Source organism: Paracoccus versutus (assembly GCF_029909795.1).
GTDB lineage: Bacteria > Pseudomonadota > Alphaproteobacteria > Rhodobacterales > Rhodobacteraceae > Paracoccus > Paracoccus versutus.
The window spans coordinates 1,643,318-1,668,135 of sequence record NZ_CP038197.1 but is presented as its reverse complement, the minus strand read 5'-3'; the positions used below and the strand labels follow the sequence as shown (position 1 = coordinate 1,668,135).

15 protein-coding genes are annotated in these 24,818 nt (G+C 69.5%); 8 read left to right on the top strand and 7 right to left on the bottom strand.

Annotation, left to right across the window (positions count from 1 at the left end; all coding sequences use genetic code 11):
• Nucleotides 1-6: 6 nt before the first annotated feature.
• Entirely contained in the window at nucleotides 7-1,968 is a 1,962-nt protein-coding gene (locus tag E3U25_RS19520) for a sensor histidine kinase (RefSeq protein ID WP_116221803.1), read from the bottom strand.
• Entirely contained in the window at nucleotides 1,961-3,331 is a 1,371-nt protein-coding gene (locus tag E3U25_RS19515; RefSeq protein WP_116222411.1) for a sigma-54-dependent transcriptional regulator, read from the bottom strand. The genes E3U25_RS19520 and E3U25_RS19515 overlap by 8 nt, the downstream gene beginning before the upstream one ends.
• Nucleotides 3,332-3,520: 189 nt before the next feature.
• Between E3U25_RS19515 and E3U25_RS19510 the strand changes: the two genes are divergently transcribed.
• The gene (locus tag E3U25_RS19510; protein ID WP_116221804.1) at nucleotides 3,521-5,785 is read left to right on the top strand and encodes an FdhF/YdeP family oxidoreductase; all 2,265 of its coding nucleotides are present in this window, start codon (nucleotides 3,521-3,523) and stop codon (nucleotides 5,783-5,785) included.
• 203 nt (nucleotides 5,786-5,988) lie between these two features.
• A complete protein-coding gene (locus tag E3U25_RS19505) occupies nucleotides 5,989-7,176 on the top strand; it encodes a CRISPR-associated endonuclease Cas3'' (protein ID WP_116221805.1) in 1,188 nt (395 codons plus the stop codon).
• Here the strand turns inward: E3U25_RS19505 and E3U25_RS19500 are convergent.
• Nucleotides 7,097-9,634, bottom strand: a complete 2,538-nt coding sequence (locus E3U25_RS19500) for an ABC transporter permease (protein WP_116221806.1) — start codon at nucleotides 9,632-9,634, stop codon at nucleotides 7,097-7,099. The genes E3U25_RS19505 and E3U25_RS19500 overlap by 80 nt on opposite strands.
• Nucleotides 9,635-9,701: 67 nt before the next feature.
• Nucleotides 9,702-10,400, bottom strand: coding sequence for an ABC transporter ATP-binding protein (locus tag E3U25_RS19495; RefSeq protein ID WP_072463026.1), 699 nt, complete (start codon nucleotides 10,398-10,400; stop codon nucleotides 9,702-9,704).
• A 73-nt stretch (nucleotides 10,401-10,473) separates the two neighbouring features.
• Between E3U25_RS19495 and E3U25_RS19490 the strand changes: the two genes are divergently transcribed.
• Entirely contained in the window at nucleotides 10,474-11,115 is a 642-nt protein-coding gene (locus E3U25_RS19490; RefSeq protein ID WP_114537724.1) for an arylesterase, read from the top strand.
• A gap of 738 nt (nucleotides 11,116-11,853) precedes the next feature.
• Here the strand turns inward: E3U25_RS19490 and E3U25_RS19485 are convergent.
• Nucleotides 11,854-12,933, bottom strand: coding sequence for a PLP-dependent cysteine synthase family protein (locus E3U25_RS19485; RefSeq protein WP_116221807.1), 1,080 nt, complete (start codon nucleotides 12,931-12,933; stop codon nucleotides 11,854-11,856).
• Between the two features lie 1,332 nt (nucleotides 12,934-14,265).
• Here E3U25_RS19485 and E3U25_RS19480 point away from each other — a divergent pair.
• From E3U25_RS19480 to E3U25_RS19460, 5 genes are all read left to right on the top strand, one after another.
• The gene (locus tag E3U25_RS19480) at nucleotides 14,266-16,698 is read left to right on the top strand and encodes a hypothetical protein (RefSeq protein ID WP_116221810.1); all 2,433 of its coding nucleotides are present in this window, start codon (nucleotides 14,266-14,268) and stop codon (nucleotides 16,696-16,698) included.
• A 189-nt stretch (nucleotides 16,699-16,887) separates the two neighbouring features.
• Entirely contained in the window at nucleotides 16,888-18,204 is a 1,317-nt protein-coding gene (locus E3U25_RS19475; RefSeq protein WP_166435510.1) for a TolC family protein, read from the top strand.
• 5 nt (nucleotides 18,205-18,209) lie between these two features.
• Complete coding sequence (locus E3U25_RS19470; RefSeq protein WP_114537711.1) at nucleotides 18,210-20,363, top strand: type I secretion system permease/ATPase; 2,154 nt, start codon at nucleotides 18,210-18,212, stop codon at nucleotides 20,361-20,363.
• Nucleotides 20,360-21,532, top strand: coding sequence for a beta-barrel domain-containing protein (locus E3U25_RS19465; RefSeq protein ID WP_116221812.1), 1,173 nt, complete (start codon nucleotides 20,360-20,362; stop codon nucleotides 21,530-21,532). The genes E3U25_RS19470 and E3U25_RS19465 overlap by 4 nt, the downstream gene beginning before the upstream one ends.
• Nucleotides 21,533-21,556: 24 nt before the next feature.
• Nucleotides 21,557-22,843 carry a BamA/TamA family outer membrane protein gene (locus E3U25_RS19460; RefSeq protein ID WP_116221813.1) on the top strand — a complete coding sequence of 429 codons (1,287 nt, stop codon included), beginning with the start codon at nucleotides 21,557-21,559 and terminating at the stop codon, nucleotides 22,841-22,843.
• Here E3U25_RS19460 and E3U25_RS19455 read toward each other — a convergent pair.
• Nucleotides 22,820-24,070 (bottom strand): glycosyltransferase, encoded by a 1,251-nt coding sequence (locus tag E3U25_RS19455; RefSeq protein WP_116221814.1) that lies wholly within the window; start codon nucleotides 24,068-24,070, stop codon nucleotides 22,820-22,822. The genes E3U25_RS19460 and E3U25_RS19455 overlap by 24 nt on opposite strands.
• Nucleotides 24,071-24,083: 13 nt before the next feature.
• Nucleotides 24,084-24,719, bottom strand: coding sequence for a response regulator transcription factor (locus E3U25_RS19450; RefSeq protein WP_116221815.1), 636 nt, complete (start codon nucleotides 24,717-24,719; stop codon nucleotides 24,084-24,086).
• Nucleotides 24,720-24,818: the final 99 nt, after the last annotated feature.

Genomic DNA, 24,818 nt, shown 5'->3' with positions numbered 1-24,818 from the left:
GCGGGATCACGCGGCGGGCAGCCAGATGCGGAAGGTGCTGCCACCCGCATCGCTGCTGGCGGCGATGCTGCCGCCTTGCCGCTCGACCAGCCTGCGGCAGATCGACAGGCCCAGCCCGGTGCCGCCGCTGCGCCCGCGGCTGGTGACGAAGGGCTCGAACAGGCGCTTCAGCACTTCGGGCGGGATGCCCTCGCCCTGGTCCGAGACCTGCAGCATCACCCCTGCCGCGCCGTCGCGGTCCTGGTCCTGCACCAGGATGCGGATCTCGCCGCCCCGCGGCATGGCATGGACCGCGTTGACGATCAGGTTGACCAGCACCTGCTGCAGGGCGATGCGGCTGATGCGGACCGGCCGATCCGAGCGGATGTCCCGGCGCAGCGAGACCGAGGACCGGGCAAGCATATGCGCCACCAGCGGCACGCAATCGGCCACGGCCCGGCCCGGATCGGAAAGGGGATGCTCTTCCGCGGTCTGGTCCGTCCGGGCGAAGTCCAGCAATTGCGCGACGATCCGCGAGATGCGCTGCACCTGCTCGTCGATCAGCCGCAATTCGGTCTCGGCCGGGGCGGCGGCCTTGCCCAGCACCTCGCGCAGCACGTCCAGGTTGCCCTGGATCACCGCCAGCGGGTTGTTCACCTCATGCGCGATCCCGGCCGAGATTTCGCCAAGGGCGGCCAGCTTTTCGGATTGGACCAGCTGGTATGTCGCGGTCTCGAGCTGTTGCGCGGCCCGCCGCAGCGCCGTCGTGCGCTCGTCCACGCGCCGGTTCAGCTCGTCGTTCCAGGCCCGCATCTGCCAGTCGTGGTCCTGCAATTGCGCCAGCACCCCGTCCAGGGCCAGGGCCAGTTCGGCGATCTCGTCGTCGCCGCGGCTGATGCCGGTGCGGGCGGCCAGGTCGCCCGACCGCACCCGCTCGAAGGTGGCGCCGATACGCTCCAGCGGGCGAAAGATGCCGCGCGCCCATCGCAAGAACAGCGGCACCGTCACCAGCGCCACGCACAGGAAGCCGACCAGCACCCAGCCCACCGTGCGGCGCCGGGCTTCGGCGAAGGGGCGTTCCAGGATGCCGACATAGATCATGCCGATGGTGCGGCCCGCGCCGTCGGCCAGCGGGGCATAGGCCGAGACATACCAGTCGTCCAGCACCTGCGCCCGGTCCAGCCAGACCTGCCCCTGGCCGATCACCCGCTCGCGCACCGCGGCCGAGGCGCGGGTTCCCAGCGCCCGGACGCCGCCGGGGACCGTGACGTTGGTGGCGATGCGCATGTCGCCCAGGAACAGCGAGGTGGTGCCGTGGCTGCCCTCGGGCAGGCTTTCGGGGCGATAGATCAGGGCGTTGATGCTGTCGATCACCGACAGGTTGCGGTTCAGCAGGATCCCCCCGACCAGGACCGCCTCGGCCTCGCTGCCGGGCAGCCTGGCCAGGACGAGCGATTGTGCCACCATGCCCCGCGTCTCGACCGGGGCCCGGCCTGCCGCCGGATTGCCGGGCCGTTCCATTTCGGCGCGCGCGGCCAGCGCCGGGGAAAGGGCGCGCAGCTGGTTCCGGTCGAAAACCTCCAGCGTGTTTCGCGCGGATGCGGCGTCGCGCGGGGGTGCGGGGCGGATGCCTTGCGGGCTGGACGCCACCACGCGGCCATCCGGGCGGGCCAGATACAGGTAATCCAGCCCCAGCCTGTGGCGATGGCTGTCCAGCAGCGCGGCCGGATCGGCCGTGCGCGCGAATTCTTCGGAGCGGGCCAGCATCTCGATCCGCTCGCCGGTGGTTTCCAGGATGCGGCCCAGGTATTGCTGCGCCACGGTCAGGTCGCTGTTGACCTTGACCAGCAGCAGCCGGTCGAGCTTGAGTGACCATTGATGCATGGTCGCCCCCAGAAAGACCGGCAGGATCACCAGCACCGGCAGCAGGGCGATGGCCAGAAGCTTGTGACGCACCGAGCGGCTGAGCGGACGCGCCGGCTCAGCCATTCCAGTCCGCCAGCCTGCGGTCGATGGTCTTGCGCGAAATGCCCAGCTGCGCCGCCGCCGCCTCGCGGTCGCCGTCGAAGGCGGCCACCGTGCCCAGGATCGCCCGCCGCTCGATCTCGGCCAGCGTCTGGCCGTCGCGCCTGCCCAGCGATGCGACCAGCGGCGTGAAGCGGCCCAGGATCAGCGCGCGCTCGACGGCGTTGCGCAATTCGCGGACATTGCCCGGCCAGTCATAGGTCGCCATGCCGGCGCGCACCTCGGGGGTGATCGGCACCTTGGGCGCTGCCAGCGTCCGGGACAGGGTGTCCATGAACAGTTCCGCCAGGTCGAACATGTCGCCGCCGCGTTCGGCCAGGGTCGGCATGTGGATATGCAGCACGTTGATGCGGTAAAGCAGGTCCGCGCGCAGCCGCCCCTCGGCCACGGTGCGGTCCAGGTCGGCATTCGCGGCAAAGATCAGGCGCAGGTCCACCGCCGTCTCGCGCTCGGACCCCAGCGGCCGGATCCGGCGATCGTCGATCGCGCGCAACAGCTTGGCCTGCAAGGCGACCGGCAGTTCCGCGATCTCGTCCAGAAACAGCGTCCCGCCGCGGGCCGAGCTGAACAGCCCCTCGCGGTTCCGGTCGGCGGCGGGAAAGGCACCGCGCACATGGCCGAAAAGCTCGTCTTCCAGCATGTCGCGGGGGATGGCGGCGCAGTTCACCGCAACGAAGGGCATCCGCGCCCGGTCGGACAGGGCGTGGATCATCCGCGCCGCGACCTCCTTGCCCGTGCCCGAGGCGCCGGTGATCAGCACCGAGGACGGGGTCGGCGCCACGCGGGCGATGACCTGGCGCACGCGCTCGATGGCGGGCGAGCTGCCGATCAACTCGCTGCGCAGGCGGCCCAGGTCGATATTGTTGCGCAATTCCTGCTGCAGGATCAGGTTCTCGCGCCGCAGCCTTTCGCCTTCCAGGCAGCGGGCGATGGTGTTCAGCAGCTGGTTGGTGCGAAACGGCTTTAGCAGGAAATCCGAGGCCCCGGCCTGCAGCGCCTGGATGGCCGTGTCCAGGTCGGCATGGGCGGTCATCAGGATCGCGGGCGGGAAAAAGCCCAGCGGCCGCTGTTCCCGCAGCCAGTCGACCCCGCGCTGGCCCTCCATCAGGTTGTCGAGGATCACCAGGTCGAAATCGGTCTGGGCGACCAGGGCCGTGGCTTCGGCCGTGTTCGCGGCCAGCCGGATGGCGCGGCATTTCGACGACAGGATGCGTTCCAGGAAATTGCGCATCCCCGGCTCGTCCTCGACCACCAGGATCGTGGCCTGCGCCAGCGCGTCGCCCTGGGCGGCATGCGCTTCCTGGCGGGGGTCGTTCTGGGTTCCCATCATCCTCTCCCTCGGCGGGACAGTGGCACCGGCCCGCCTTGCTTGGCAAGCATCGGATGCAGGGGGCGGGGGCAAGATCAACGGACAGATTGTCCAGGACGGGCCGACAGGCTGTCCGTTGAAATCGCGGCGCCTGTCTGTTGCCATCGGGGGCAGGGGCCTGCACGGCCCGACAGGAGAACCGCGCCGATGCCCGACCGCAAACCCGTCTACAAGGCCTATCACCATCCCGCCGGAGGCTGGGGCGCGGCGGCGGCGACGGCCAGGGTGCTGATGGAGCAGAGCGTGCTGACCAAGGGCTCGCGCGCGCTGCTGTCGATGAACCAGCCCGGCGGGTTCAAATGCCCCAGCTGCGCCTTTCCCGATGCCGATTGCCGCAAGAAGCTGGAGTTTTGCGAAAACGGCGCCAAGGCGCTGGCGCATGAGGCGACGAAATCCCGCGTCACCCGCGACTTCTTCGCCCGCCACGGCGTCAGCGAGTTGATGGAGCGGTCGGATTACTGGCTGGAGATGCAGGGCCGGCTGACCGAGCCGATGCGCTATGACCCCGCGACCGACCATTACGTCCCGGTCGGCTGGGACGATGCCTTCGCGCTGATCGGGCGGCACCTGCGCGGCCTCGACAGCCCGCACCGGGCCGAGTTCTACACCTCGGGCCGGACGCCGAACGAGGCGGCCTTTCTTTATGCGGTCTTCGTGCGCGAGTTCGGCACCAACAATTTCCCCGATTGCTCGAACATGTGCCACGAGCCGACCAGCCGCGGCCTGCAGCCCGCCATCGGGATCGGCAAGGGCACCGTGGTCATGGCCGATTTCGAACATGCCGAGGCGATCTTCATCATCGGCCAGAACACCGGCACCAACAGCCCGCGCATGATGACCAACCTGGTCGAGGCCCGCAAACGCGGCGTGCCCATCGTCACCATCAACCCCATGCCCGAACGCGCCCTGATCCGCTTTGCCGAGCCGCAGGACGTGGTCCAGATGGCGACCTTCGGCTCGACCAGGATCTCCAGCGAATTCGTGCATGTGAAGATCGGCGGCGACCTGGCGATCCTGAAGGGGATGATGAAGGTGATCTTCGAACGCGACGCGGCGGGCGAGGACGTCATCGACTGGCCCTTCGTCAACGCCCATACCGCGGGGCTGGACAAGGTCCGGGCCGAGATCGAGGCGCTGGACTGGGCCGCGCTGGAGCGCCATTCGGGCATCGACCAGGCGCAGATCCGGCGGCTGGCCGAGATCTATATCCGCTCGAAGGCGACGATGATCTGCTATGGCATGGGGGTGACGCAGCACCAGCAGGGATCGCGGTTGGTGCAGCAGGTCGCGAACCTGCTGCTGTTGCGCGGCAACTTCGGCAAGCCGGGGGCCGGGATCGCGCCGATCCGGGGCCATTCCAACGTGCAGGGCGACCGCACCGTCGGCATCGACGAAAAGCCGTCGCAGGACTACCTGGACCGGCTTGCCGCCGTCTTCGGCTTCGAGCCGCCGCGCGAACACGGCCATCACGCCGTCGAGTCGGTCGAGGCCATGCTGCGCGGCGAGGCCAAGGTCTTCATCGGCATGGGCGGGAATTTCGCCCGTGCCATGCCCGACACCCAGCGGACCTATGCGGCGATGCGCAAGCTGGACCTGACGGTCGGCATCGCGACCAAGCTGAACCGGGGCCACCTGGTCCATGGCCGGGACGCGCTGATCCTGCCCGTGGTGGCGCGTTCCGAGATCATCCGCACCGCCAGGGGCGAGCAGTTCGTGACCATCGAGGATGCCATGGCCAACGTCACCGCTTCGCGCGGGGTGCTGGAGCCGCCCGGCCCCCACTGCCTGCCCGAGGTCGAGATCGTCTGCCGCATGGCCCTGGCCACCCTGCCCGGCAGCCGCACGCCATGGGGCGAATACATCCACGATTACAGCGCGATCCGCGACCGGATCGCGGATGTCTATCCGGCGATCTATGCCGATTTCAACAGCCGCATCAAGGCGCCGCACGGCTTTCACCTTGATGTGCCGCCGCGCCGGCGCGTCTGGGCCACGCCGAACGGCAAGGCGAATTTCCTGCCGCTGCCGGGGTTGGAGGTCAACGACCCGGTGGACGACCCGCAGATGCTGCGGCTGTCCACGATCCGCTCGCACGACCAGTTCAACACCACGATCTACAGCTACAACGACCGTTACCGGGGCATCCACGGCGACCGCATGGTGCTGTTCATGAATGCGGGCGACATCGCCGCGCGCGGGCTTGCCGACGGCCAGGCGGTGGCGCTGGAGACGATCAGCCGCGACGGCCGGCCCCGGCGGGTCGCGGGGCTGACGGTCGTCGCCTATCCGATGCCGAGCGGCTCGGTCGCGGGATATTACCCGGAGTTGAACCCGCTCATGCCGCTCGACTACCACGACCACATCACCGGAACGCCCGCCGCGAAATCCGTCCCCGTGCGCATCGCCACCTGATCGGGACCCCCGGCCGCGACCCATTTCCCGCGGCGGGAAAAGCCCGTTCAATCCGTCGAAGCGGTGCTGCCGGCAGACGCCATCTGGAGCAGGAGTTTGCCAATCGGATCCGTGGCTTGCGGGTTACGGCCGCTCCGCGGAATGCTGGCTGATGCTGACGAGTCGGTCTGTGAACCAGTCAGCGGGGCCGGGCGGGAACAGCGATGGCAAACTATTGCGCGCATACGGGTAGCCACAAGGATCGCGCCGACTGGCAATTGCCGGCCGATCAGCTTCGGAACACGGCTGCGCTGGCTGCGACGCGCGGCGCGCCCCTGGGGTTGCAGGCCGCAGCGCATGTGGCGGGTCTTTTTCATGACTTCGGCAAGTATGACCCTGCCTTCGGCCGCCTTCTCGACGGTCAGAATGTCCGGGGGGAACATTCGACGGCCGGCGCCGCCCTGCTTTACGCCCAGTCACCCGCCGGCCTGCGCCCCTGCGCCGAGGTGATCGGCCATGCCATCCTGGGCCAACATGCGGGCCTGCCCGACCGCTATGGCGCGGACAGCAGCATGGAGCGCCGGCTCGACGCTTTCCGCGATCCTGTTGCGCCGGAAATCTCGGCGGCGGCCGGTTCGGATTTCGGTCCCTTCGCCAGGGAACTGGCGGCGCTAGATGCGGCCGGCCTCCTGCGGTTTCGATCTGTCGGTCGCCGCGCGCATGGCGTTTTCCGCGATACCGAGTCCTTCTATGCCGGGCTCGAGGGCAGGCAGCCCGACCGCACCTGGCCGGCCCTGGCCGATCTGTTGCCGGACTGGAGACGCGCCTTAGACACGCATATGGCGCAATTCGACCGCGATGGCCGGATCAACCGCCTGCGCGCCGATATCCTGGCCCATGTCCGGCGCGGCGCGGCCATGGCGCCGGGACTGTTCACCCTGACCGTGCCCACCGGCGGCGGCAAGACGCTGGCCTCGCTGGGCTTTGCGCTGGACCATGCCGCAGGCCATGGGCATCGCCGGATTATCTTTGCGGTTCCACACACGGAGGCGTGGATCGAAACTCCTTGGGGATTCAGGCCTGCACCATGCAGGCCGGTCGCCTCCTTCGCGGAGGCGTGGATCGAAACACCCAGACCTATGGCCAGCCGCTCCGCCTGGGCAAACCTCCTTCACGAAAGCGCGGAGCAGCAGGCACCGATTGCTCGGGAAAGGCTGAAGGGCTGCAAGGGGCCTGGCCTTTCCGGTATTCGCCGACGGCGATCCTGCCAGTGCGAGGGCCCGATAGACATAGGCGCGGTGCCGATGGTACGAAGCCGGGGCGGCTCGCCCCCTAGCCGTCCTGCGCCCGCAGCACGCGCGCCGGGCGCGCGGACAGCGGGCGCAGCGCAAAACCGATGCCGGCCAGCATGACCGCAACCACGCCGCCCAGGACGATCGCCACCGCCGAGACCGGCTCGAACACGTAGCGCGTCTCCATCACGAAGGTGATCACTGCCCAGCCAGCGACCCCGCCGGCAAGGATCGCGACGAGGCCTGCCGCGGCCCCCATCAGCGCCGAGCGCAGCGCGAAGGACGCAAGGATGCGGCCCCGCGTCGCCCCCAGCGTGCGCAGGACCGCCGCCTCGAAGAGCCGCGCCCGCTCGCCCGCCGCGGCGGCGCCGATCAGCACCATGAACCCGGTCACGAGCGTCGCCCCCGCCGCCCAGGCGGCAGCCGAGGCGATGGCGCCGAGCGCCTCGGCCACCCGGTCCGCCGCATCGCGAACCCGGATCGCGGTCACGTTCGGAAAGGCGCGCGCCAGATCGCGCAGGATGCGGCCCTCGGCCTCGGTCCCGGCATAGACCGTGGCGATATGGGTATGGGGCGCGCCGCTCAGCGCGTTCGGGCTCATCGACATGACGAAGCCGAGGCCGCCGGTCGAGAAATCGACCGCGCGGAAGCTGGTGATCCGGGCCTCGATGTCGCGGCCCAGGATGTTCACCGTGATCCGGTCGCCCAGCGTCAGCCCCAGTTCCGCGGCCTCCTCGGCCCCGAACGAGACCTGTGGCGGGCCATCGTAGCCCTGGGGCCACCAGGTGCCGGCAGTCACCGTGGTGCCTTCGGGCGGGGCTTCGGAATAGGTGACGCCGCGATCCCCGCGCAGCACCCAGTGGTCGCCCGCGACCTCGGCGGCGGGTCGGCCGTTGATGCGGGTCAGGATGCCGCGCAGCATCGGCGCGCTTTCCACCCGCTCCACGCCGGGGTCCGCGTCCAGCCGGGCGCTGAACGCCGCCATCTGGTCGTTCTGGATGTCGAGGAAGAAATAGGCCGGCGCGCGGGCCGGCAGGTCGCGGTCGATGGCGGCGCGAAGGTTGGCCTCGATCTGTCCCACGCTGGCCAGCACCGCGAGGCCCAGGCCCAGCGAGAGGATGACCGAGGTGGTTTCCTGTCCCGGCCCGCCGATGGCCGACAGCGCCAGCCGTAATGTCGGCCGCCCGCGCAGGGCGGGCCTGCGCGCCAGGAACCGCGCCGCGCGGCGCACCAGCACGGCCGACAGGACCAGCACCCCCAGCGCCGCCACGATGCCGAAGGCCGCCCCCAGCGCCAGTTGCGGCACTCCGGAAAACAGCGCCGCACCGCCGATCAGCACGGCCGACAGCGCCGCGGACACCGCCCACCACACCGGTCGGGGCCAGCCGGGCGCCGCGCCCGCCGCCTCGCGGTAAAGCGCCGCCGCCCGGATGCGGGCGGTGCGCGCCAGCGGCCAGAGCGTGAAGAGCAGCGCGGTGGCGATGCCGTAGAACGCCGCCTCGGCCAGCGGCGCGGGCCAGGGCGCAAAGACCGCCGGCACCGGCAGCAGCCGCCCGATCATCGGCGCGAGCGCCAGGGGAATGGCCGCGCCAAGGATCAGCCCAGCCCCGACCCCCAGGGCGGTCAGCGCCGCGATCTGGAACAGATAGGTCAGGAACACCACCCTTTGGTCGGCGCCCAGAGTGCGCAACGTAGCGATGGTGGCCGTCTTGCCGGCCAGATAGGCGCGCACCGCCGCCGAGACGCCGACCCCGCCCACCGCCAGGCCGGCCAGCCCGACGATCACCAGGAAAGCCCCGATCCGGTCCACGAAGCGTTCGATCCCCGGCGCGGCGCGGCGGCTGTCGCGCCAGCGCAGGCCGGTGTCGGGAAAGGCGGCCATCGCCTCTTGCCGCAGGGCGTCAAGGTCCGTCCCAGGCGGCAGGAGCAGGCGGTATTGCGTGTCGAACAGCGTGCCCGGCCCGATCAGCCCCGAATCCGCCAGCGCCGGGCTGGCGACCAGCGTGCGCGGGCCAAGGCCGAAGCCGCCCGAGGCGCTGTCGGGTTCGCCCACCAGCACCGCCGCCAGGCGAAAGGATTGCAGGCCCAGCCGGAACCTGTCGCCGATGCCAAGGCCCAGCCGGTCGACCAGCACCCGGTCCATCACCGCGCCCGGCAGGCCGTCCTTGTCCGCCAGCGCCTGATCGAGCGGCATCGGCGGGTCCAGATCGACCGTGCCGACCAGCGGATAGGCGCCGTCCACGGCCTTCACCTGGGTCAGGCCATGCTCGGCCGCGTCGCCTTCGCCCACCACGGCCATCGAGCGAAAGTCGATCACCTCGGAGGTGCGCAGCGCGACGCGATCCATGAAGGCGCGCTCGGCCTCGGTGGCATGGCGATAGGTGAACTGCATCTGCGCATCGCCGCCCAGCAGGATCGCGCCCTGGTCGGCCAGCCCCGCCTGGATCGAGGCGCGCACGATGCCCACCGCAGCGATGGCCGCGACGCCAAGGACCAGGCAGGCCAGGAAGATGCGGAAGCCGCGCAACCCGCCGCGCAGCTCGCGCCGGGCAAGGCGCAGGGCCGTGCGGGCGCTCATGGCCGGACCGCGGGGCAGGGGGCGCTTCGGCCCGGCACCCGCGCCGGGCGGCAAGGGGACCGGGCCGTCATTCCGCCGCCCTCTGCCCGGCCGCCTCATCCTCGATCCGGCCGTCGGCCAGATGCACCACCCGGTCGCAGCGCGCCGCGAGTTCGGGCGCATGGGTGACGAGGATCAGCGTCGCGCCGTGCCGGTCGCGCAACCCGAACAGCAGGTCCATGATCGCCCGGCCGTTCCTTCCGTCCAGGTTTCCGGTCGGCTCGTCGGCCAGCAGGATCGCGGGGCGCGTCACCGCGGCGCGGGCCAAGGCCACGCGCTGCTGCTCGCCCCCCGACAGCTGCGCGGGATAATGCCCGGCGCGTTTCTCCAGCCCCACGGCCGCCAGTTCGGCGGCCGCGCGTTCGAAAGCGTCCCTCGCGCCCATCAGCTCCAGCGGCACGGCGACGTTTTCCAGCGCCGTCATCGTCGGGATGAGGTGGAAGGACTGGAAGACCACGCCCATATTCCCCCTGCGGAACCGGGCAAGCGCATCTTCGTCCAGCGCCGTCAGATCGCGACCCAGCGCGCGGACGCTGCCCCCCGTGGCCCGTTCGAGCCCGCCCATGAGCATGAGGAGAGAGGACTTGCCCGAACCAGACGGACCCACCAGCCCCAAGGTCTCGCCCTGCGCCACGTCGAGGGTGATGCCTTTCAGGATTTCCACCGGACCGGCGTTTCCCATCAACGTCAGCCGCGCTTCGCGCAGCGAAACCACCGGCTCCGTCATCACCCGTCCTTCACCTGACCGTCCTGCCTCGGGATATGGGGCCGGGCGGGATTTCCGCAACCGCATGATGGCGATGATGTCCGTGGTCTTCATCGGTTTGGCGCTGCTGGCGCTGCCGGCGGCGGCAGGGCCGCTGCGGCTGGTGGCGCTGGGCGACAGTTTGACGCAGGGCTACGGCCTGCCGCCGGACCAGGGCTTCGTGCCGCAGCTGGAGGGCTGGCTGCGGGCCGAAGGGCGCGAGGTGACGGTGCTGAACGCCGGGGTCTCGGGCGACACCACCGCGGGCGGGCGGGCGCGGGTCGGCTGGGCGCTGGCCGATGGGGCGGATGCGATGATCGTGGCGCTGGGCGGCAACGATCTTCTGCGCGGCATCCTGCCCGAGGTCAGCCGCGCCAACCTGGACGCGATCCTGGCCGAGGCGGCCGCGCAGGACGTGCCCGTGCTGCTGGTGGGGATGGAGGCGCCGGGCAATTACGGCCCCGAATACCGCCGGGCCTTCGACGCGATCTACCCGGACCTGGCCCAGGCGCATGACGTGCCGCTGGCGGGCAGCTTCCTTGCGCCGCTGCTTGAAGGCACGGGCGATCCCGCGGGCTTGGGCGCCTATCTGCAACCCGACGGGCTGCATCCGAATGCCGAGGGCGTGGCGCGGATCGTCGAAGGGCTGGGCCCCGAGGTGCTGCGGTTCCTGGACGGCATCGAAGGGAAGGAATGACATCGCCGGGAACCGGGCTCTGCGCCGGCTGCCGGGCGACGGCGTGAAGGCGCAGGCGGCCATGCCTACAAGTTGCCAAGGCGGGCTCTCGCATCAGGCCGACAAGGGGCAGCTTGCGGCTGACCGCTTCGGGAAGGCTGCAATCCGACGCGACCGGGCTGCGGTCATCGGCCGGCGGCTGTTTCCCGCCCTCGGGCGTTCCGGCATCACGCCAGCGCCTTGCCCAGGCGCAGAGCCGCGCCATCGCCAGGTCCAGATCCGCGTCCGTGGTCCGGTGATGGCACAAGGCGGCCTGCGGCCCGCGTTCGCCATGCACCCAGGTATCCGAGAAGGCGGCGCCCCCTGTTCTTGCAGCCGCATCATGATCTCGGCGTTCAGCGCCGCCAGCGCCCTTTGCGTCCAGCCCGCCCGGATCGTGGCGGAAGCAGAGGATGTCCAGCGTGACGGGCGACAGGCAGCGCACCGCGGCTGGGCGTCGATCCTCGCGGCAAGGCGGTGGAGCTGGTCGATGTTGCGCCCGAAATCCGCGCGCCTTGTTCCTTGAGCATCATCCATATCTTCAATGCGCGAAAGCCGCGTGGTGCAGGGCCTTCGCACCGCCTGGGGCATGGGGTGCCGGACGGGGCGGTCGCGCAGGGCTGCCGTGCGGGCGATGGCGTCCCGCCGCGGCATGGGCGATGCAGGCGAGCGTGCCCCAGTCCTCCGGGTCCAGCGTCTCCGGGCGCGCGGCCCTGGCGCTCATCCCATCCGGTAGCCGGGGGTGGATTCGGAAAGCGCGCGTTCCTCGTCGTCCATGTCCTCGGGGATGTCCTGGAACAGCGGGGTGGACAGGTAGCGCTCGCCTGTGTCGGGCAGCATGGCAAGGATCACCGTGCCGGGCACGGCTTTCTCGGCGATGCCCATGGCGGCGGCAAAGGTCGCGCCGCCCGAGATGCCGGTCAGGATCCCCTCGCGCGCGGCCAGCTTTTTCGCCCAGGCGATGCCATCCGCGCCGGGCACGGTGACAAGCTCGTCATAGCCGCCCTTGTCCAGCGCCTCCTGCAGCACGAAGGGGATGAAGTCCGGGGTCCAGCCCTGGATCGGATGCGGCTCGAAGGCCGGATGGCTGGCCGCCGGCGCGTCCGCCGCGCCCCGTTGCTGCGCGATGCCGCTGGAGACCAGGGCGGCATTGGCCGGCTCGGCCAGCACGATCCTGGTCTGGGGGCGCTCCTTGCGCAGGACGCGGGCCAGGCCGGTCACGGTGCCGCCCGTGCCATAGCCCGTCACCACGCAGTCGAGCCTGCGCCCGGTGAAATCGCCCAGGATCTCGCGTGCCGTGGTCGCCTCGTGGATGTCGGCATTGGCCGCGGTCTCGAACTGGCGGGCGAGGAACCAGCCGTGTTCCTGCGCCAGTTCCACGGCCTTGTTGTACATCCCCGTGCCCTTTTCGGCGCGGGGCGTCAGCACCACCTTTGCCCCCAGCAGCCGCATCAGCCGCCGCCGCTCGACCGAGAAGCTTTCCGCCATGGTGACGACCAGCGGATAGCCCTTTTGCGCGCAGACCATGGCCAGCCCGATGCCGGTGTTGCCGCTGGTCGCCTCGACCACGGTCTGCCCCGGCTTCAACGCGCCCGAGCGTTCCGCCGCCTCGATGATGTTCAGCGCCAGCCGGTCCTTGACCGAGGCGGCGGGGTTGAAGAACTCTGCCTTGACGTAGAGATCCACCCCGTCGGGCGCCAGGTTGTTGACGCGGATCACCGGCGTGTCGCCCACCGTGTCCAGGATGCTGTCATAGAGCCGCCCGCGACCGGCGGTCGTCCTTGTGCCTTGCGTCGTCATGATCCGATTCCCTTGGCTAAAGATGAAGCGATCATGGTCCAACGGCGATCGGAATGCTTGATCGAACCATGAAGAAGTCGTGCAGGTGTCTTCGCTTTGCGATAGGCTTGCGCATGATCCACATCTTCGGCGACTTCGAGCGGGATGACCAGAAATTCGAGTTGCGGCGGAGCGGTTCGGCTGGAGCCACAGGGGTTCCTGGTGCTGCGCGGGCTTTTGCGGGCTGGCGGGCGGCTGGTCGGCAAGGGCGAATGGTGGATGTCCTCTGAGGGCCGTGTCCGACGCCGGCGCCGCCAGCCGCATCCGCGCCGCATGGGCTGCGCTCGGGGACGATGGCGAGCGGCAGGACATCGTCCGCACCGTTCACGGCCGGGGTTTCCGGCTGGTGCCCGCCGTCCGCTTGCGCAGGTCGCCGCCGCGACGGGGCCCCTCGCTGGCGGCGCTGCCGTTCCGCCCTTCCGGCTAGTCGCATGACCACGCCATCCTGGCCGAGGCCCTGCCGCATGAGATCCTGCGCTGGCTTGCGGTGATCGCGCGGGGCTCTTCGTTCCGCTTTGGCCGGGCCGGGCCCGACTGTCAGGCGATCGGCGCGCGCCTTGGCGCCTGTTCCATCCTGACCGGCACGCTGGAGCTGTCCTGCTGGCCGCCAGCATCGGACTGGTCGAGCCCGCCAGCGCCGGCATCCTCTGGACCGACCGCATCTCGCGCCCGCTGGACCCGCTGCTCTACGGCATGCTGGGTGTCCCTGATCCAGCAGCAGGACGTCGGTCCTGCCGCGGATTGGGCGGACCGGGCCGCCGCGGGCGCATTTCCTGATCGGGACGGTCGCGCTGGCGGCGAACGGCCTTGCGCGGCGCGACGAGCGGGCGGAAGGCTGGGACGCCACCAGGCTGCGCCCGGACGCTACGGCCGAGGCTTCCCGCTGCGCGGCCCCAAGCGGCGCGGGCAGCTCGCGCGGGGACTGGTTCGGCTTTGCCTGACGCCCGGCGAGCCGTGGATGATCCGGGCGACAAGGCCCGCGCCGGTTGCCGGACATGCCGAACGGTTCCGCCGGCGCGGCGCGGATAGCGCTCGACCTCCATGCCGTCGGCCTGGCGCTGGCCCCGGTCGCCTGCGCGCCCATGCTCGCCCGTTCCGGGCGCTGTCGGGTGCCATTTCCCGGCATGGCCAGCGCCCTTGGCCCATGCGCCGCCTCCCGCGCCAAGGGGGCGCGGAATCGCATTGCCATCCTAATGGAATGGCTGCATACTATAGTATGTGATTTACCTGCCCGGCCCCGGCGCGCCCAAACCTTTGGGCAGTTCAAGCCCGCCGGAGCTGAACGAGGATGGAATGGCGGCACAGAAGCCCGACCCCACGAAGGCCGCAGCGCGGCACGGGTCCGAGACGAATATCCCGGCCGCCCCTGCCGCCGCCGCTCGGGACGCCCAGCCGCGCATCCATGTTGAGGGGGCGGGCGGCACCGCCCTGGGCCTCAGCGCGATCGGCATGGGGCTTGCCACCCAGACCGCGACCCATGCCGGGCAATCCGACCTGCTGTCCCAGGCCGCCGAGGAGCCCGGCAAAGCCCCGGACCTTGCCGGCGACCGGGCGGTTGCGGGGGCGGAAACCTTCGCCAGCATGGCGCCTGCCGGCGCGTTCGCCGTGGCGCAATCGGCCGTGCCGGCGGGCGCGTCGCAGGTGCCGCAGGCTGATGCCGCAGCATCCGGCGGCGGCACGCCGGCTGCCGACAGCGTGGCCGCCTTTGCGCCGCCCCTGGGCAGGATCGGCGATCAGGAGGCGGGCGAATTGTCGATTCGCGCGGCCGTCAACACCACCTTGCCCGCGGCGGAGCCGCCGGCTGCCGCGCCGGTCACGGATCGCGTGGCCGCTGCGCCTTCGCGCGTCGTTGCGGGCGATGGGCCGACGGCTGCGGCGGCCGATGCGGGCCCTGTCGCCCAGGACGGGACGGTTGCCGAAGATGCGCCTTCCGAGGCGGACGGGTCGCTTCTGGGCGAGGACGGGCTGGTCGACAGCCTCGTCTCGCCCATCCTCGGCGCCGACGGGCTGCTGGGCACGGTGACGGATTCGCTGGTCGACCCGATCCTTGGCCCGGACGGGCTGGTGAGCGATCTGCTGAACCCCATCCTGGGCAAGGACGGGCTGCTGGACAATCTCGTCACCCCCATCCTGGGCGAGGGTGGCCTGATCGACAGCCTCGTCTCGCCCATTCTCGGCCCCGAGGGGCTGCTGGGCACGGTGACGGATTCGCTGCTCGATCCGATCCTGGGGCCCGACGGGCTGGTGGGCAACGTCCTTGCCCCCGTCCTGGGCGAGGATGGACTGGTCGACAGCCTCGTTTCCCCCATTCTCGGTCCCGATGGGGTTCTGGGCACGGTGACGGATTCGCTGCTCGATCCGATCCTGGGGCCTGATGGGTTGGTGGGCGAAGTCCTGGCCCCCGTCCTGGGCGAGGATGGATTGGTCGACAGCCTTGTCTCGCCCATCCTCGGTGCTGATGGGTTGCTGGGCACGGTGACGGATTCGCTTGTCGATCCGATCCTGGGGCCCGACGGCTTGCTGGGCGCGGTCCTTGATCCCATCCTAGGCGAGGACAGTGCGCTCGGCAGCGTGGTGGGGGTCGTCCAGGAAGGCTTGCTGGAGCCGATCCTGGGTGAAAGCGGGCTGCTGGGTGGCATCACGGCGCCCATCCTGGCCGAAGACGGGTTGCTGGGCGGCATCACGGCCCCGATCCTGGGGGAGGGCGGTCTGCTGGGTCCGATCCTTGGACAGGGTGGTCTGCTGGGCGGCCTGACCGGCAGCCTGCTGGGCAGGGGAAGCGCGTCAAGCGCCACGGTCCCGGCCCAGGCATCGCCTGCGCCGGTTCTGGAAGAACCCGGCGCGCTTGCCGCTTCGCTGGCTGAACCCGTGTCGGAGGAAGGCGCTCTGGCGACGGGCGTGCTGGGCGCGGTCGCCGATGCGGTGGGGACCGGCGAACCGATCCTGGACGAGGATGGCGCGCTATCCGCCGGGCTTGACCTGGTGCAGGACGTTCTTGGCCCCGTCGCCGGCGAGGGCGGCCTGCTGGGGGGAATCGCGGCCGGGATCGCCGGGCAAGCCGCGCCAGAGCCGGCTTCAGGCTCGGATCCGGCATTGCCGCTGGCCGGCGGCCTGCTGGACGAGTTGACCGGGCTGCTGGCAGCAGGCGCCGGCCAGGAACCGCAGCTTTCGGCCGGGGCCCCGACCGGGGAAGAGCATGGCGATGACGACGGCTTCCTGGAAAGCCTGATCGGCGGCGATCCGTCCATCGCCGGCGCGGTGTTCGACGCATCGGACATGGTGACGGACCTGCTGTTTCATGAATTACTCTCGGACCAGGATGTCTTCGGCATCGACCCCGCGGCCGAGCCCCCCCTGACCGACGACCTGGTGGGCGGCCTTCTGGGCGTGGTCGGGCTGGAAGCGGCCCTGGCCCAGCCCCAGGCGGCGGCCAGCGACGCCCTGGCCGGCCATGATCCCGAGGTGGACAGCCTGCTCAACGAGATCATCGACAGCGGCGAACGGGCGACGGGCGGCGTGACCGACCCCTTGGCGGCGCTGCTGGACCCGATCGGCGCGGAAATCGGCGAGGGAGGGCTTTTTGCGGCGGATGCGGCCGTCGAAAACGCGCTCGCCACGCTGTTCGGAGAAGATGCGGTCGAGAGCGAAGCCGCCTCGTCGCTTCTGGGCGGCGGCGGGCTGCTGGGCCAGCTTGGCCTGTTCCCGGGCGACGACGACAACCACTGACAGCCGACCTGCGAGCATACGCAGCGCGGAGATAATGCGTAAATTAGTCTTTTAAGGCAAATGGACGAGCCGTTCATCCTGTGCATATTGGCGCTGCCCTCTTGCCACAACGAACTGTTTTGTCCGAAGTAAAGCCACAGAACCGCCGACATGCGCGGCCTTGCGAAGAAGATCCGGCGGATGCCATCCATGATTCTTATAAGACATAATCTGTCGCGCCTTGCGCTGCCCAGCGGCTTTGAAACCCGGTTCTTTTCCAGAAGGCGCCGCGTTGCGGCCCTGGCCCTGATCCTTGCCGTTCTGGGTGGCACGCCCGCCGCCGTGCAGGCCACCACCTTGCCCCAGGCCGTCCTTGTCGCTTCGGAACGCGATCCGGGGATCACGGCGATGCGCCAGCAGGTCGCGCGCCGCTCGGTCGACATCGAGGCGGCCAGGGACCAGCGCTATCCGCAGTTCAGCATTTCGGCCGATACCAACACCACCGATGCCAACGGCGCCGGGGTGACGCTGACGGTCTCGCAGGTGCTGTATGACTGGGGCCGGGTGCGCAACCTGATCGCCAGCACCTCGCAGGAGCGGGTGAAATCCGTCTCCGAGCTGAAGATGGGGATCGAGCAGCTGACGCTGGAGGTTTCGAACTTCTATCTCGACATCGAGGTGCTGGACAGGAAGATCGCCCGCACCCGCGACTATCTGGGCTTTGCCCAGCGGATCGCGGAACATGCCGCGGCCCGCGCCCAGGGCGGGCTGGGCGACAGCGGAGAGGTCGCGCGGGCGGAGCTGGAAATTGCCCGGACCGAGGAGCGGCTGGACCAGCTGACCAGCGAACGCGGGCTGGCGCTTTCGCAGCTTGCCTTCCTGATGGGGCGGGCGCCGGGCAGCATCGCCAAGCCGCCGGAGCTGGGCTTTGCCGGCCGCTACGCCAAGGCCGATGCGGTCGAGGCGGCGGTCCGCCTGTCGCCGGATTTCATCGCCGCGAACGCGGAGCTGGGCGTGGCCGAGGCCGGGATCGCCCTGGCGCGGGCCGAACGGCTGCCGGTGATCCGCCTGCAAGCGCAGGGCCGCGCCGACCTGGATGGCGGGCGCAGCCGCACCGCGGTCGGGCTGGCCGCCGGCGTCGACCTGAACGCGGGCAGCTTCAGCGGCCGGCAGATCCAGTCGGCGCAGCTCGAGGCGGATGCGGCGCGCTCCAACATGGAGGCGATCCGGCGCAACCTGGCCAACGGTGCCCAAAGCGCGGTCGAGCGCGTGCGCGTGCTGCGGGCCAGCGAGGCGTCGCAATCCCGCCAGCTGGCGCAGGCGCAGCAGGTGCTGGACAGCTATGAAGAGCAATTCGTCGGCGGCCAGCGGGAACTGATCGACCTGCTGACCACCGGGCGCGACCTCTACGACGCGCAGATCGACAGCATTGCCACCTATGACGCCAGAAAGCGCACCGAATACCAGGCGGCACATGACCTCGGCGTGCTGGGCACGCTCATCCTCGCCAATTCCGCGGGAGGCTGAAACCGTTGAGCGCATCCAAGCATGACCCCCAATCCCCGGCGACGGACCCCCTGGTCCTGGGTCTTGTCGAGCTTTGCCGCGTCCATGGCGTCTCGGCCTCGGCCGAGCGGCTGACCGACGGGCTGCCCCGCGCCCGCGGCGAAAGCCTGCCGCCCCGGCTTGCTGCGCTGGCCCTGCGCCGCGCCAACATGAGCTGCCGCATCAGCAACGAGCCCCTGGCCGGCTTTCCCGAACACGGCCTGCCCGCGCTTTTGTTCCTGCGCGACGGCAGCACCGTCATCCTCGAGGCGATGCACGACGGCCAGGCCAGCCTGATCCTGCCCGCCACCGGCGGCGGCCGGGCGGTCTGGACGGCCGAGGAACTGGCCGAACGCCATGACGGGCGCATCCTGGTGTCCAAGCCCATCGACATCGTCGCGGACCGGCTGGACAAGACCGATGGCGAAAAGCGGCACTGGATCATCGGCCCGGTGCTGGACAACTGGCCGATCTATCGCGATGTCATCATCGCCTCGTTCGTGGCCAACCTGCTGGCCATCGCCACGGCGCTGTTCTCGATGCAGGTCTATGACCGCGTGGTGCCGAACCAGGCGTTCGACACCCTGTGGATCCTGGCCAGCGGCGTGGGCATCGCCATCGTGCTGGAGATCCTGCTGCGGATCATGCGCGCCTCGCTGATCGACGTGTCGGGGCGCGACCTGGACCTGCGGCTGTCGGCGCAGCTTTTCGACCGGGTGTCGAACCTGCGGCTGGCGCATCAGCCGAAATCGACCGGCGTATTCGCCAACCAGGTCCGCGACTTTGCCACGGTGCGCGAATTCTTCACCTCGGGTACCGTCACGGCGCTTTGCGACATTCCCTTCGTCATCATCTTCATCGGCGTCTTGGCCTGGCTGGGCGGCGCGCTGGCGCTGGTCGTGGTGGCGGCGGTGGTGCTGACCGTCCTGCCCGGCCTGGTGCTGCAGCGTCGCCTGGGCCGCGCCTCGCGCGAAAGCACCCGCGAGGCGGCGGCCTTGAACGGGCTGCTGCTGGAAACCGTCTCGAACCTGGAAACCGTCAAGGCGGCGCGGGCCGAGGGGCGGTTGCAGCGCGCCTATGCGCAATTGACCGCGACCATGGCGACGACGGCGGTCAAGACCCGAGGGCTGACCAACCTGATGACGCAGCTGGTCAGCTCGGTGCAGAAATTCGCCTATGCCGGCATCATCATCGTCGGGGTCTACCTGATCAGTTCGGGCGACCTGACGGTAGGCAGCCTGATCGCCTGCACGCTTCTGTCCAGCCGCACGCTGGCGCCGATGGGGCAGGTCGCGGGGCTTCTGGCGCGCTGGCAGCATGTCCGCGCCGCGATGGAGGGGCTGGACGAGATCATGAAGACCCCGGTCGAGCGTCCCGCCGACCGCCATTACGTCCGCGCCCCGGCCTTGTCGGGCGAATACCGGCTGGAAGAGGTCGGCTATCGCCACGACCCCGAGGCCGCGCCGGTCGTCAGCATTCCGGCGCTGACCCTGGCGGCGGGGGAAAAGATCGCGCTTCTGGGCGGGAACGGCGCGGGCAAGTCCACGCTCTTGCGCCTGCTGGCCGGGCTGACCGATCCGCAGGACGGGGCGGTGCTGGTCGACAACCTCGCGCTTAGCCAGATCGACCCGATCGACCGTCGCCGGCAGATCGGCTACCTGCCGCAGAACGTCGCGCTGTTCCAGGGCACCCTGCGCGACAACCTGCTGCTGGATCACGGCCTGCACAGCGACGAGGAACTGCTGGCCGCGCTGGATGCGGTGGGGCTTGGCGGCTATGTCCGCCGCCATGTCCGCGGCCTGGACCTGCAGATCTACAGCAATGCCAATGTCTCGGGCGGGCAGAAGCAGGCCATCGGCCTGGCGCGGGTCATCCTGCAGGATCCGCGCATCGTGCTGCTGGACGAGCCGACCTCGGCCTTCGACCATGTGACCGAGGCCAAGGTCATCGCCTTCCTGCGGGAATGGCTGGAGGGGCGGACGGCCATCATCTCGACCCACAAGCGCGAAGTGCTGGGGCTGGCCAGCCGGGCGGTGGTGCTGAAGGACGGGCGGGTCGTCCGTGACGGGGATCTGATGCAGATCCTCAATGCGGCCAGGGCGAACAGGGTGCAGCAGGCGCCCGTTCACGTGGTGACATGAACGGTGACGATTCCGTCAGCGCCAGCCATATCGACGGAAGTTATCGGCGGCTGGTGCTGCGGCAGGCAAGATGGACCATCCAGATCGTCTTTCTGGCGGTGATCGTCGCCGTGGTCTGGGCCGCCCTGGCCCAGATCGACCAGATCACCCGCGGCGACGGCCGGGTCATTCCGCTGCGCCGGTTGCAGACGATCCAGAGCCTGGAGGGCGGCATTCTCGCCGAATTGCCGGTCGCCGAAGGCGACGTGGTCCGGCAGGACCAGGTCATCGCCCATCTGGACGCGACGCGCCCGCGCGCCGCCTTCCTGGCCGTGCAATCCGAGATCGAGGCCCTGGAGGCCGAGGTGGCGCGGCTGGAGGCCGAAGTCCTGGAAAAGCCGGTGCTGGATTTCGGCCCCGATCCGACCGAGACGCAGCAGACCGAATTGCGGCTGTTCAAGGCCCGGCGCACCCGGCTGGAATCCTCGCTTGCCGCGCTGGAGCAGGAGCGCGTCTCGGTCCAGGAACAGCTGGACATCCTTCAGCCGCTGGCCGCCAGCGGCTCGGTCAGCCGCATCGACCTGCTGCAACTGCGACAGAAAAGCGCCGAGCTTGACGGCAAGATCAGCGAGGCGCGCAACGGCTATGTCCAGGACGCCTATCGCGACCTGGCCGAGCGCCGGGCCAAGCTGACCCAGCTGCAGCAGGATCTGGTGCGCAAGGAGGACGAGCTGCGCCGCACCGTCATCCGTTCCCCGGTCGAGGGGCGGATCAACAACATCACCATCACCACCCTGGGCGGCGTCGTCCAGCCCGGCGAGGCGATCATGGAGATCACGCCCATCGACGACCAGTTGCTGATCGAGACCAAGATCCTGCCCCGCGACGTGGCCTTCATCGCCCCGGACATGCCGGCCAGCGTCAAGATCACCGCCTATGACTTTGCGGTCTATGGCGACCTGCGCGGGCGCGTCACGCAGATCTCCGAGGATACGGTCGAGGAGGAAACCGCGACCGGCCCGCAGGACTTCTATCGCGTCATGGTCCAGACCGAGCGCAGCTATCTGGAGCGGTTCGGCGAAGAATACCCGATCCGCCCCGGCATGGTGGCGCAGGTGGACATCGAAAGCGGCAAGCAATCCATCCTCAGCTACCTGATCCGCCCCCTGCTGCGCGCAAGGCTGCGCTAACCCTTGAAACGATGCGATTTTCCCATGCGCCATGATCCGACCCGCCTGTCCAGGACATCCCTAGCCGCCACCCTGCTTCTGGGCGCGCTGACCCTGCCCGCCGCGGCGCGGGTCTATGACCGGGTCGAGGTGCGCGGCGCCGAGTTCGTCCCCCAGGACGACATCCGCCGCGCCTGCGGGGCGCTTGACGGCATTGCGCTGGAGGCGGCGGACCTGGCCGGGGTCGAGCGCTGCCTGATGTCCACCGGCGTGTTCGAGCGCGTCTCGGTGAGCGGGCAGGGGGATGCGCTGGTCATCGACGTGACTGAGGTCGAGCAGAGGCCGGGCCGGATCGAGGCGGCGATCTCATGGGTGAACGACCGCAGCCTGACCGGCAGCCTGTCCTATGAGCAATACAACCTGCTGCCCAATACCTTCGCCGCCGTGCATGGCGATTTCAGCCGCGACGCCAAAAGCTTCGACATCAGCCTCTATCGCGCCGACGCTTTCCGGCCGGGGCTGCATTTCGGCATCGACATCCTGGGCCAGCGCAGCAATTTCAGCGACCTGGCGTTCTCCATGCGCAGCCACCAGGCCGAGTTCTACCTGGCCGCGACGCCGGACGAGGCCACGCGCATCGAATACGGCATCGGCTGGCGCGACCACAGGCTGTTCGGGCTGGATGCCGATGCCAGCCCGCTGCTGCAACGGGAACAAGGCCAGCTTGACGCGCCCTTCCTGCGCCTGGGCTTCAGCCATGGCGACCGGGCAGGGGGGAAAACCGGCGGCCTGTTCGTGCAGTTCGAGCAATTCCTGTGGAACCTGGGCACATCCAGCCCGATCTCGGAAACCCGGCTGGAACTGGATGCGCGCCATGTGCTGGCGGGCGGCACCGTGTTGATGCTGGGGCTGGACGGCGGCATCGTCGCCGGGCTGTCGGGCAACGACACGACCGCGCTGGACCGGGTGTTTCCGGGCGGCGACAGTTTTCGCGGCTTCGCCCCGCGCGGCATCGGTCCGGCCGATGGCGATGATTTCCTGGGCGGCAACCGCCACCTGATCCTCTCGGCCGAGGTGCAGCACGAGCTGGGCAAGGTGATGGGCACCGCCCTGCGCGGCGGGATATTCGCCGATCTCGGCTCGGTCTGGGCGCTCGACGATACGCTGGGCGGGCGCATCGACGACAAGGCGCATATCCGCAGCAGCATCGGCCTGTCGCTGACCTTCGACGTGGCCAGTACGCCGGTCTCGCTTTATGCCGCGGTGCCGGTCCGGCACCAGCCCCAGGACAAGCGGCAGGTCTTCGGCCTATCCGTCAACGCAAGGTTTTGACGCCGCGCCAAGTCGGCGGGCGCGATTGTCCATCGCCTGCCGGAACAGCGTCATGTAGCGCGGCGCCACGGATTGCAGCGTATGGGCCTGGCCCAGGACGCGCGCCGCCCGGCCAAGCCGCGCCCGCCTTGCGGCATCGTCCCTGAGCGCCCGGATCGTGTCCAGCCAGCGGCCGATGTCGTCGGGCAGCAGGATGCCGTTGACATCGTCGCGGATCAGTTCCGCCGGATAGCCGCGGTCGGGCGCGATCACGCATCCGCCCCGGCCCAGGATTTCCAGCAATCCCCAATTCGCCACGCCGTGGCGCAGCGGATAAAGGAACAGGTCGATCTGCGACAGTTCGCGCACGAAATCCTGGTAGGGCAGCTTGCCGGGCCGTTCCAGCACCGCGGCGGCGGCGGGAAATTCCCGCATCAGATGGGTGCAGAAATCCGCCACCTCGCCGCCATATCGGCGCTGCACCCATTGCTGCTCGTAGCCATAGGTCGAGCCGTCCGCCCCGCCCAGGGCGATGAACCGGGCATCGAAGCCTTCGCGCGCCAGCCGGTCCACGATCCGCACGAAGCTATCGAACCCCTTGGCGCTGGAAAGGTCGCGCGCCGAAAAGCCGATGGTGAACGGGCGCGGGCCGGGGGGCGGCGCAAAGGCCGGGCCGAAGTCCAGCCCTTCCAGCTGCACCTCGATATTGCCGCGCAGGGCGGGCGGGAACATCGTCTTGGCATGATGGCTGGGACAGATCACCAGGTCGCTGCGCAGCGCCTGGTGGAAATGCAGCATCTCGGTGTTCTTGTCGCTCATGCGCTGCGACAGGTCGGGCGGATAGGCCGGATCCCAGCCATGCGCCCGGAAGCTGGGAAACTCGACATAGCTGACGATGGCCGCGTCGATCTCGTCATAAAGGAAATGCGGCGCGCCCCACAGCGAATGGGCCACAATCACGTCGATGGGGCGGCTTTTCTGGAATTCGCGCAGCGCCGACAGCAACCCACGCCCGATCCGGGCCGAGCGTTCCAGCTTGGCGGTATAGTAATAGCCTTGCGGGCCGGTGATGGGACCGTCGGGCTGGAAGGCCAGGATATGCGCGCCCCTGTCCTGATGGCGCTGGCGATGGCCGGGCGTCGTCAGGAAATAGGTCTCGGCCATGCCCGCCTGGCGCAGATAGTCGCAAAGCGGGCCGAACTGGCCCGGATAGACGGCGCCGGCAAAGACGATGACGGGCTTTGGCATGGAGTTGGCGGTCTCAGATCAGCTTGCGGTCGCGCGCGGCGATGACCGCCTGCGTCCGGTTGCTGACGCCCAGCTTCTTGCAGACGGCCTTGACATGCATCTTGACCGTGGGTTCGGCCAGGTTCAGCGCCACGCCGATCTCGCGGTTCAGCTTGCCTTCGGCCAAAAGGCCCAGCACCTCGGATTCGCGCCGCGACAGCAGTGTGCCCTGTTCCTCTTGCGCCTGCTGGCGGGTTTTCACCAGTTCGATCGGCAGATAGCGCCCGCCGCCCGCCATGAAGCGGATCTCGTTGGCCAGGTTCTTGAGCGAGGTGGTCTTGAGCACGATCCCCGCCCCGCCAAGCGCCATGGTCTCTTCGATCACGCGCGACGGGGGGTTGCTGGTCAGGATGCCGACCGGCTTGCCGCCATTATGCTCCAGCGCCTTGCCCAGCCCGGCGACGCCATCCATGCCGGGCATGTCCAGGTCGACCAGCACCAGGTCAAAGGGGCCGTGGCGGTCGATGGCCTCCAGCGCCGCGGGCAGGTCGGGCACGGTCTCGACCTCGATATCCGGGACGCCGGTCAGATACATCTCGAGCATCTCCAGGATCATGGCGTGATCGTCCGCGATCAGCACCCGCAATGTGTTTTCTTGTTGTTCATTCATGGTTTCTGCTTTCGGCATCGCCGCCCGCCCAGGGGCGGCGGTCCGTCGAGTGACATCCAGAAACGGCGTGATGCCGGTGCAATCACATCCCCCTTACCC

What these genes read in the sequence shown, in the direction of transcription:
- E3U25_RS19495 (WP_072463026.1), bottom strand. Translation starts at nt 10,400, where the DNA reads ATGACGGAGCCGGTGGTTTCGCTGCGCGAAGCGCGGCTGACGTTGATG.
- E3U25_RS19460 (WP_116221813.1), top strand. Translation starts at nt 21,557, where the DNA reads ATGCGCCATGATCCGACCCGCCTGTCCAGGACATCCCTAGCCGCCACC.
- E3U25_RS19510 (WP_116221804.1), top strand. Translation starts at nt 3,521, where the DNA reads ATGCCCGACCGCAAACCCGTCTACAAGGCCTATCACCATCCCGCCGGA.
- E3U25_RS19465 (WP_116221812.1), top strand. Translation starts at nt 20,360, where the DNA reads ATGAACGGTGACGATTCCGTCAGCGCCAGCCATATCGACGGAAGTTAT.
- E3U25_RS19455 (WP_116221814.1), bottom strand. Translation starts at nt 24,070, where the DNA reads ATGCCAAAGCCCGTCATCGTCTTTGCCGGCGCCGTCTATCCGGGCCAG.
- E3U25_RS19515 (WP_116222411.1), bottom strand. Translation starts at nt 3,331, where the DNA reads ATGGGAACCCAGAACGACCCCCGCCAGGAAGCGCATGCCGCCCAGGGC.
- E3U25_RS19450 (WP_116221815.1), bottom strand. Translation starts at nt 24,719, where the DNA reads ATGAATGAACAACAAGAAAACACATTGCGGGTGCTGATCGCGGACGAT.
- E3U25_RS19500 (WP_116221806.1), bottom strand. Translation starts at nt 9,634, where the DNA reads ATGAGCGCCCGCACGGCCCTGCGCCTTGCCCGGCGCGAGCTGCGCGGC.
- E3U25_RS19490 (WP_114537724.1), top strand. Translation starts at nt 10,474, where the DNA reads ATGATGTCCGTGGTCTTCATCGGTTTGGCGCTGCTGGCGCTGCCGGCG.
- E3U25_RS19475 (WP_166435510.1), top strand. Translation starts at nt 16,888, where the DNA reads ATGATTCTTATAAGACATAATCTGTCGCGCCTTGCGCTGCCCAGCGGC.
- E3U25_RS19480 (WP_116221810.1), top strand. Translation starts at nt 14,266, where the DNA reads ATGGCGGCACAGAAGCCCGACCCCACGAAGGCCGCAGCGCGGCACGGG.
- E3U25_RS19505 (WP_116221805.1), top strand. Translation starts at nt 5,989, where the DNA reads ATGGCAAACTATTGCGCGCATACGGGTAGCCACAAGGATCGCGCCGAC.
- E3U25_RS19485 (WP_116221807.1), bottom strand. Translation starts at nt 12,933, where the DNA reads ATGACGACGCAAGGCACAAGGACGACCGCCGGTCGCGGGCGGCTCTAT.
- E3U25_RS19520 (WP_116221803.1), bottom strand. Translation starts at nt 1,968, where the DNA reads ATGGCTGAGCCGGCGCGTCCGCTCAGCCGCTCGGTGCGTCACAAGCTT.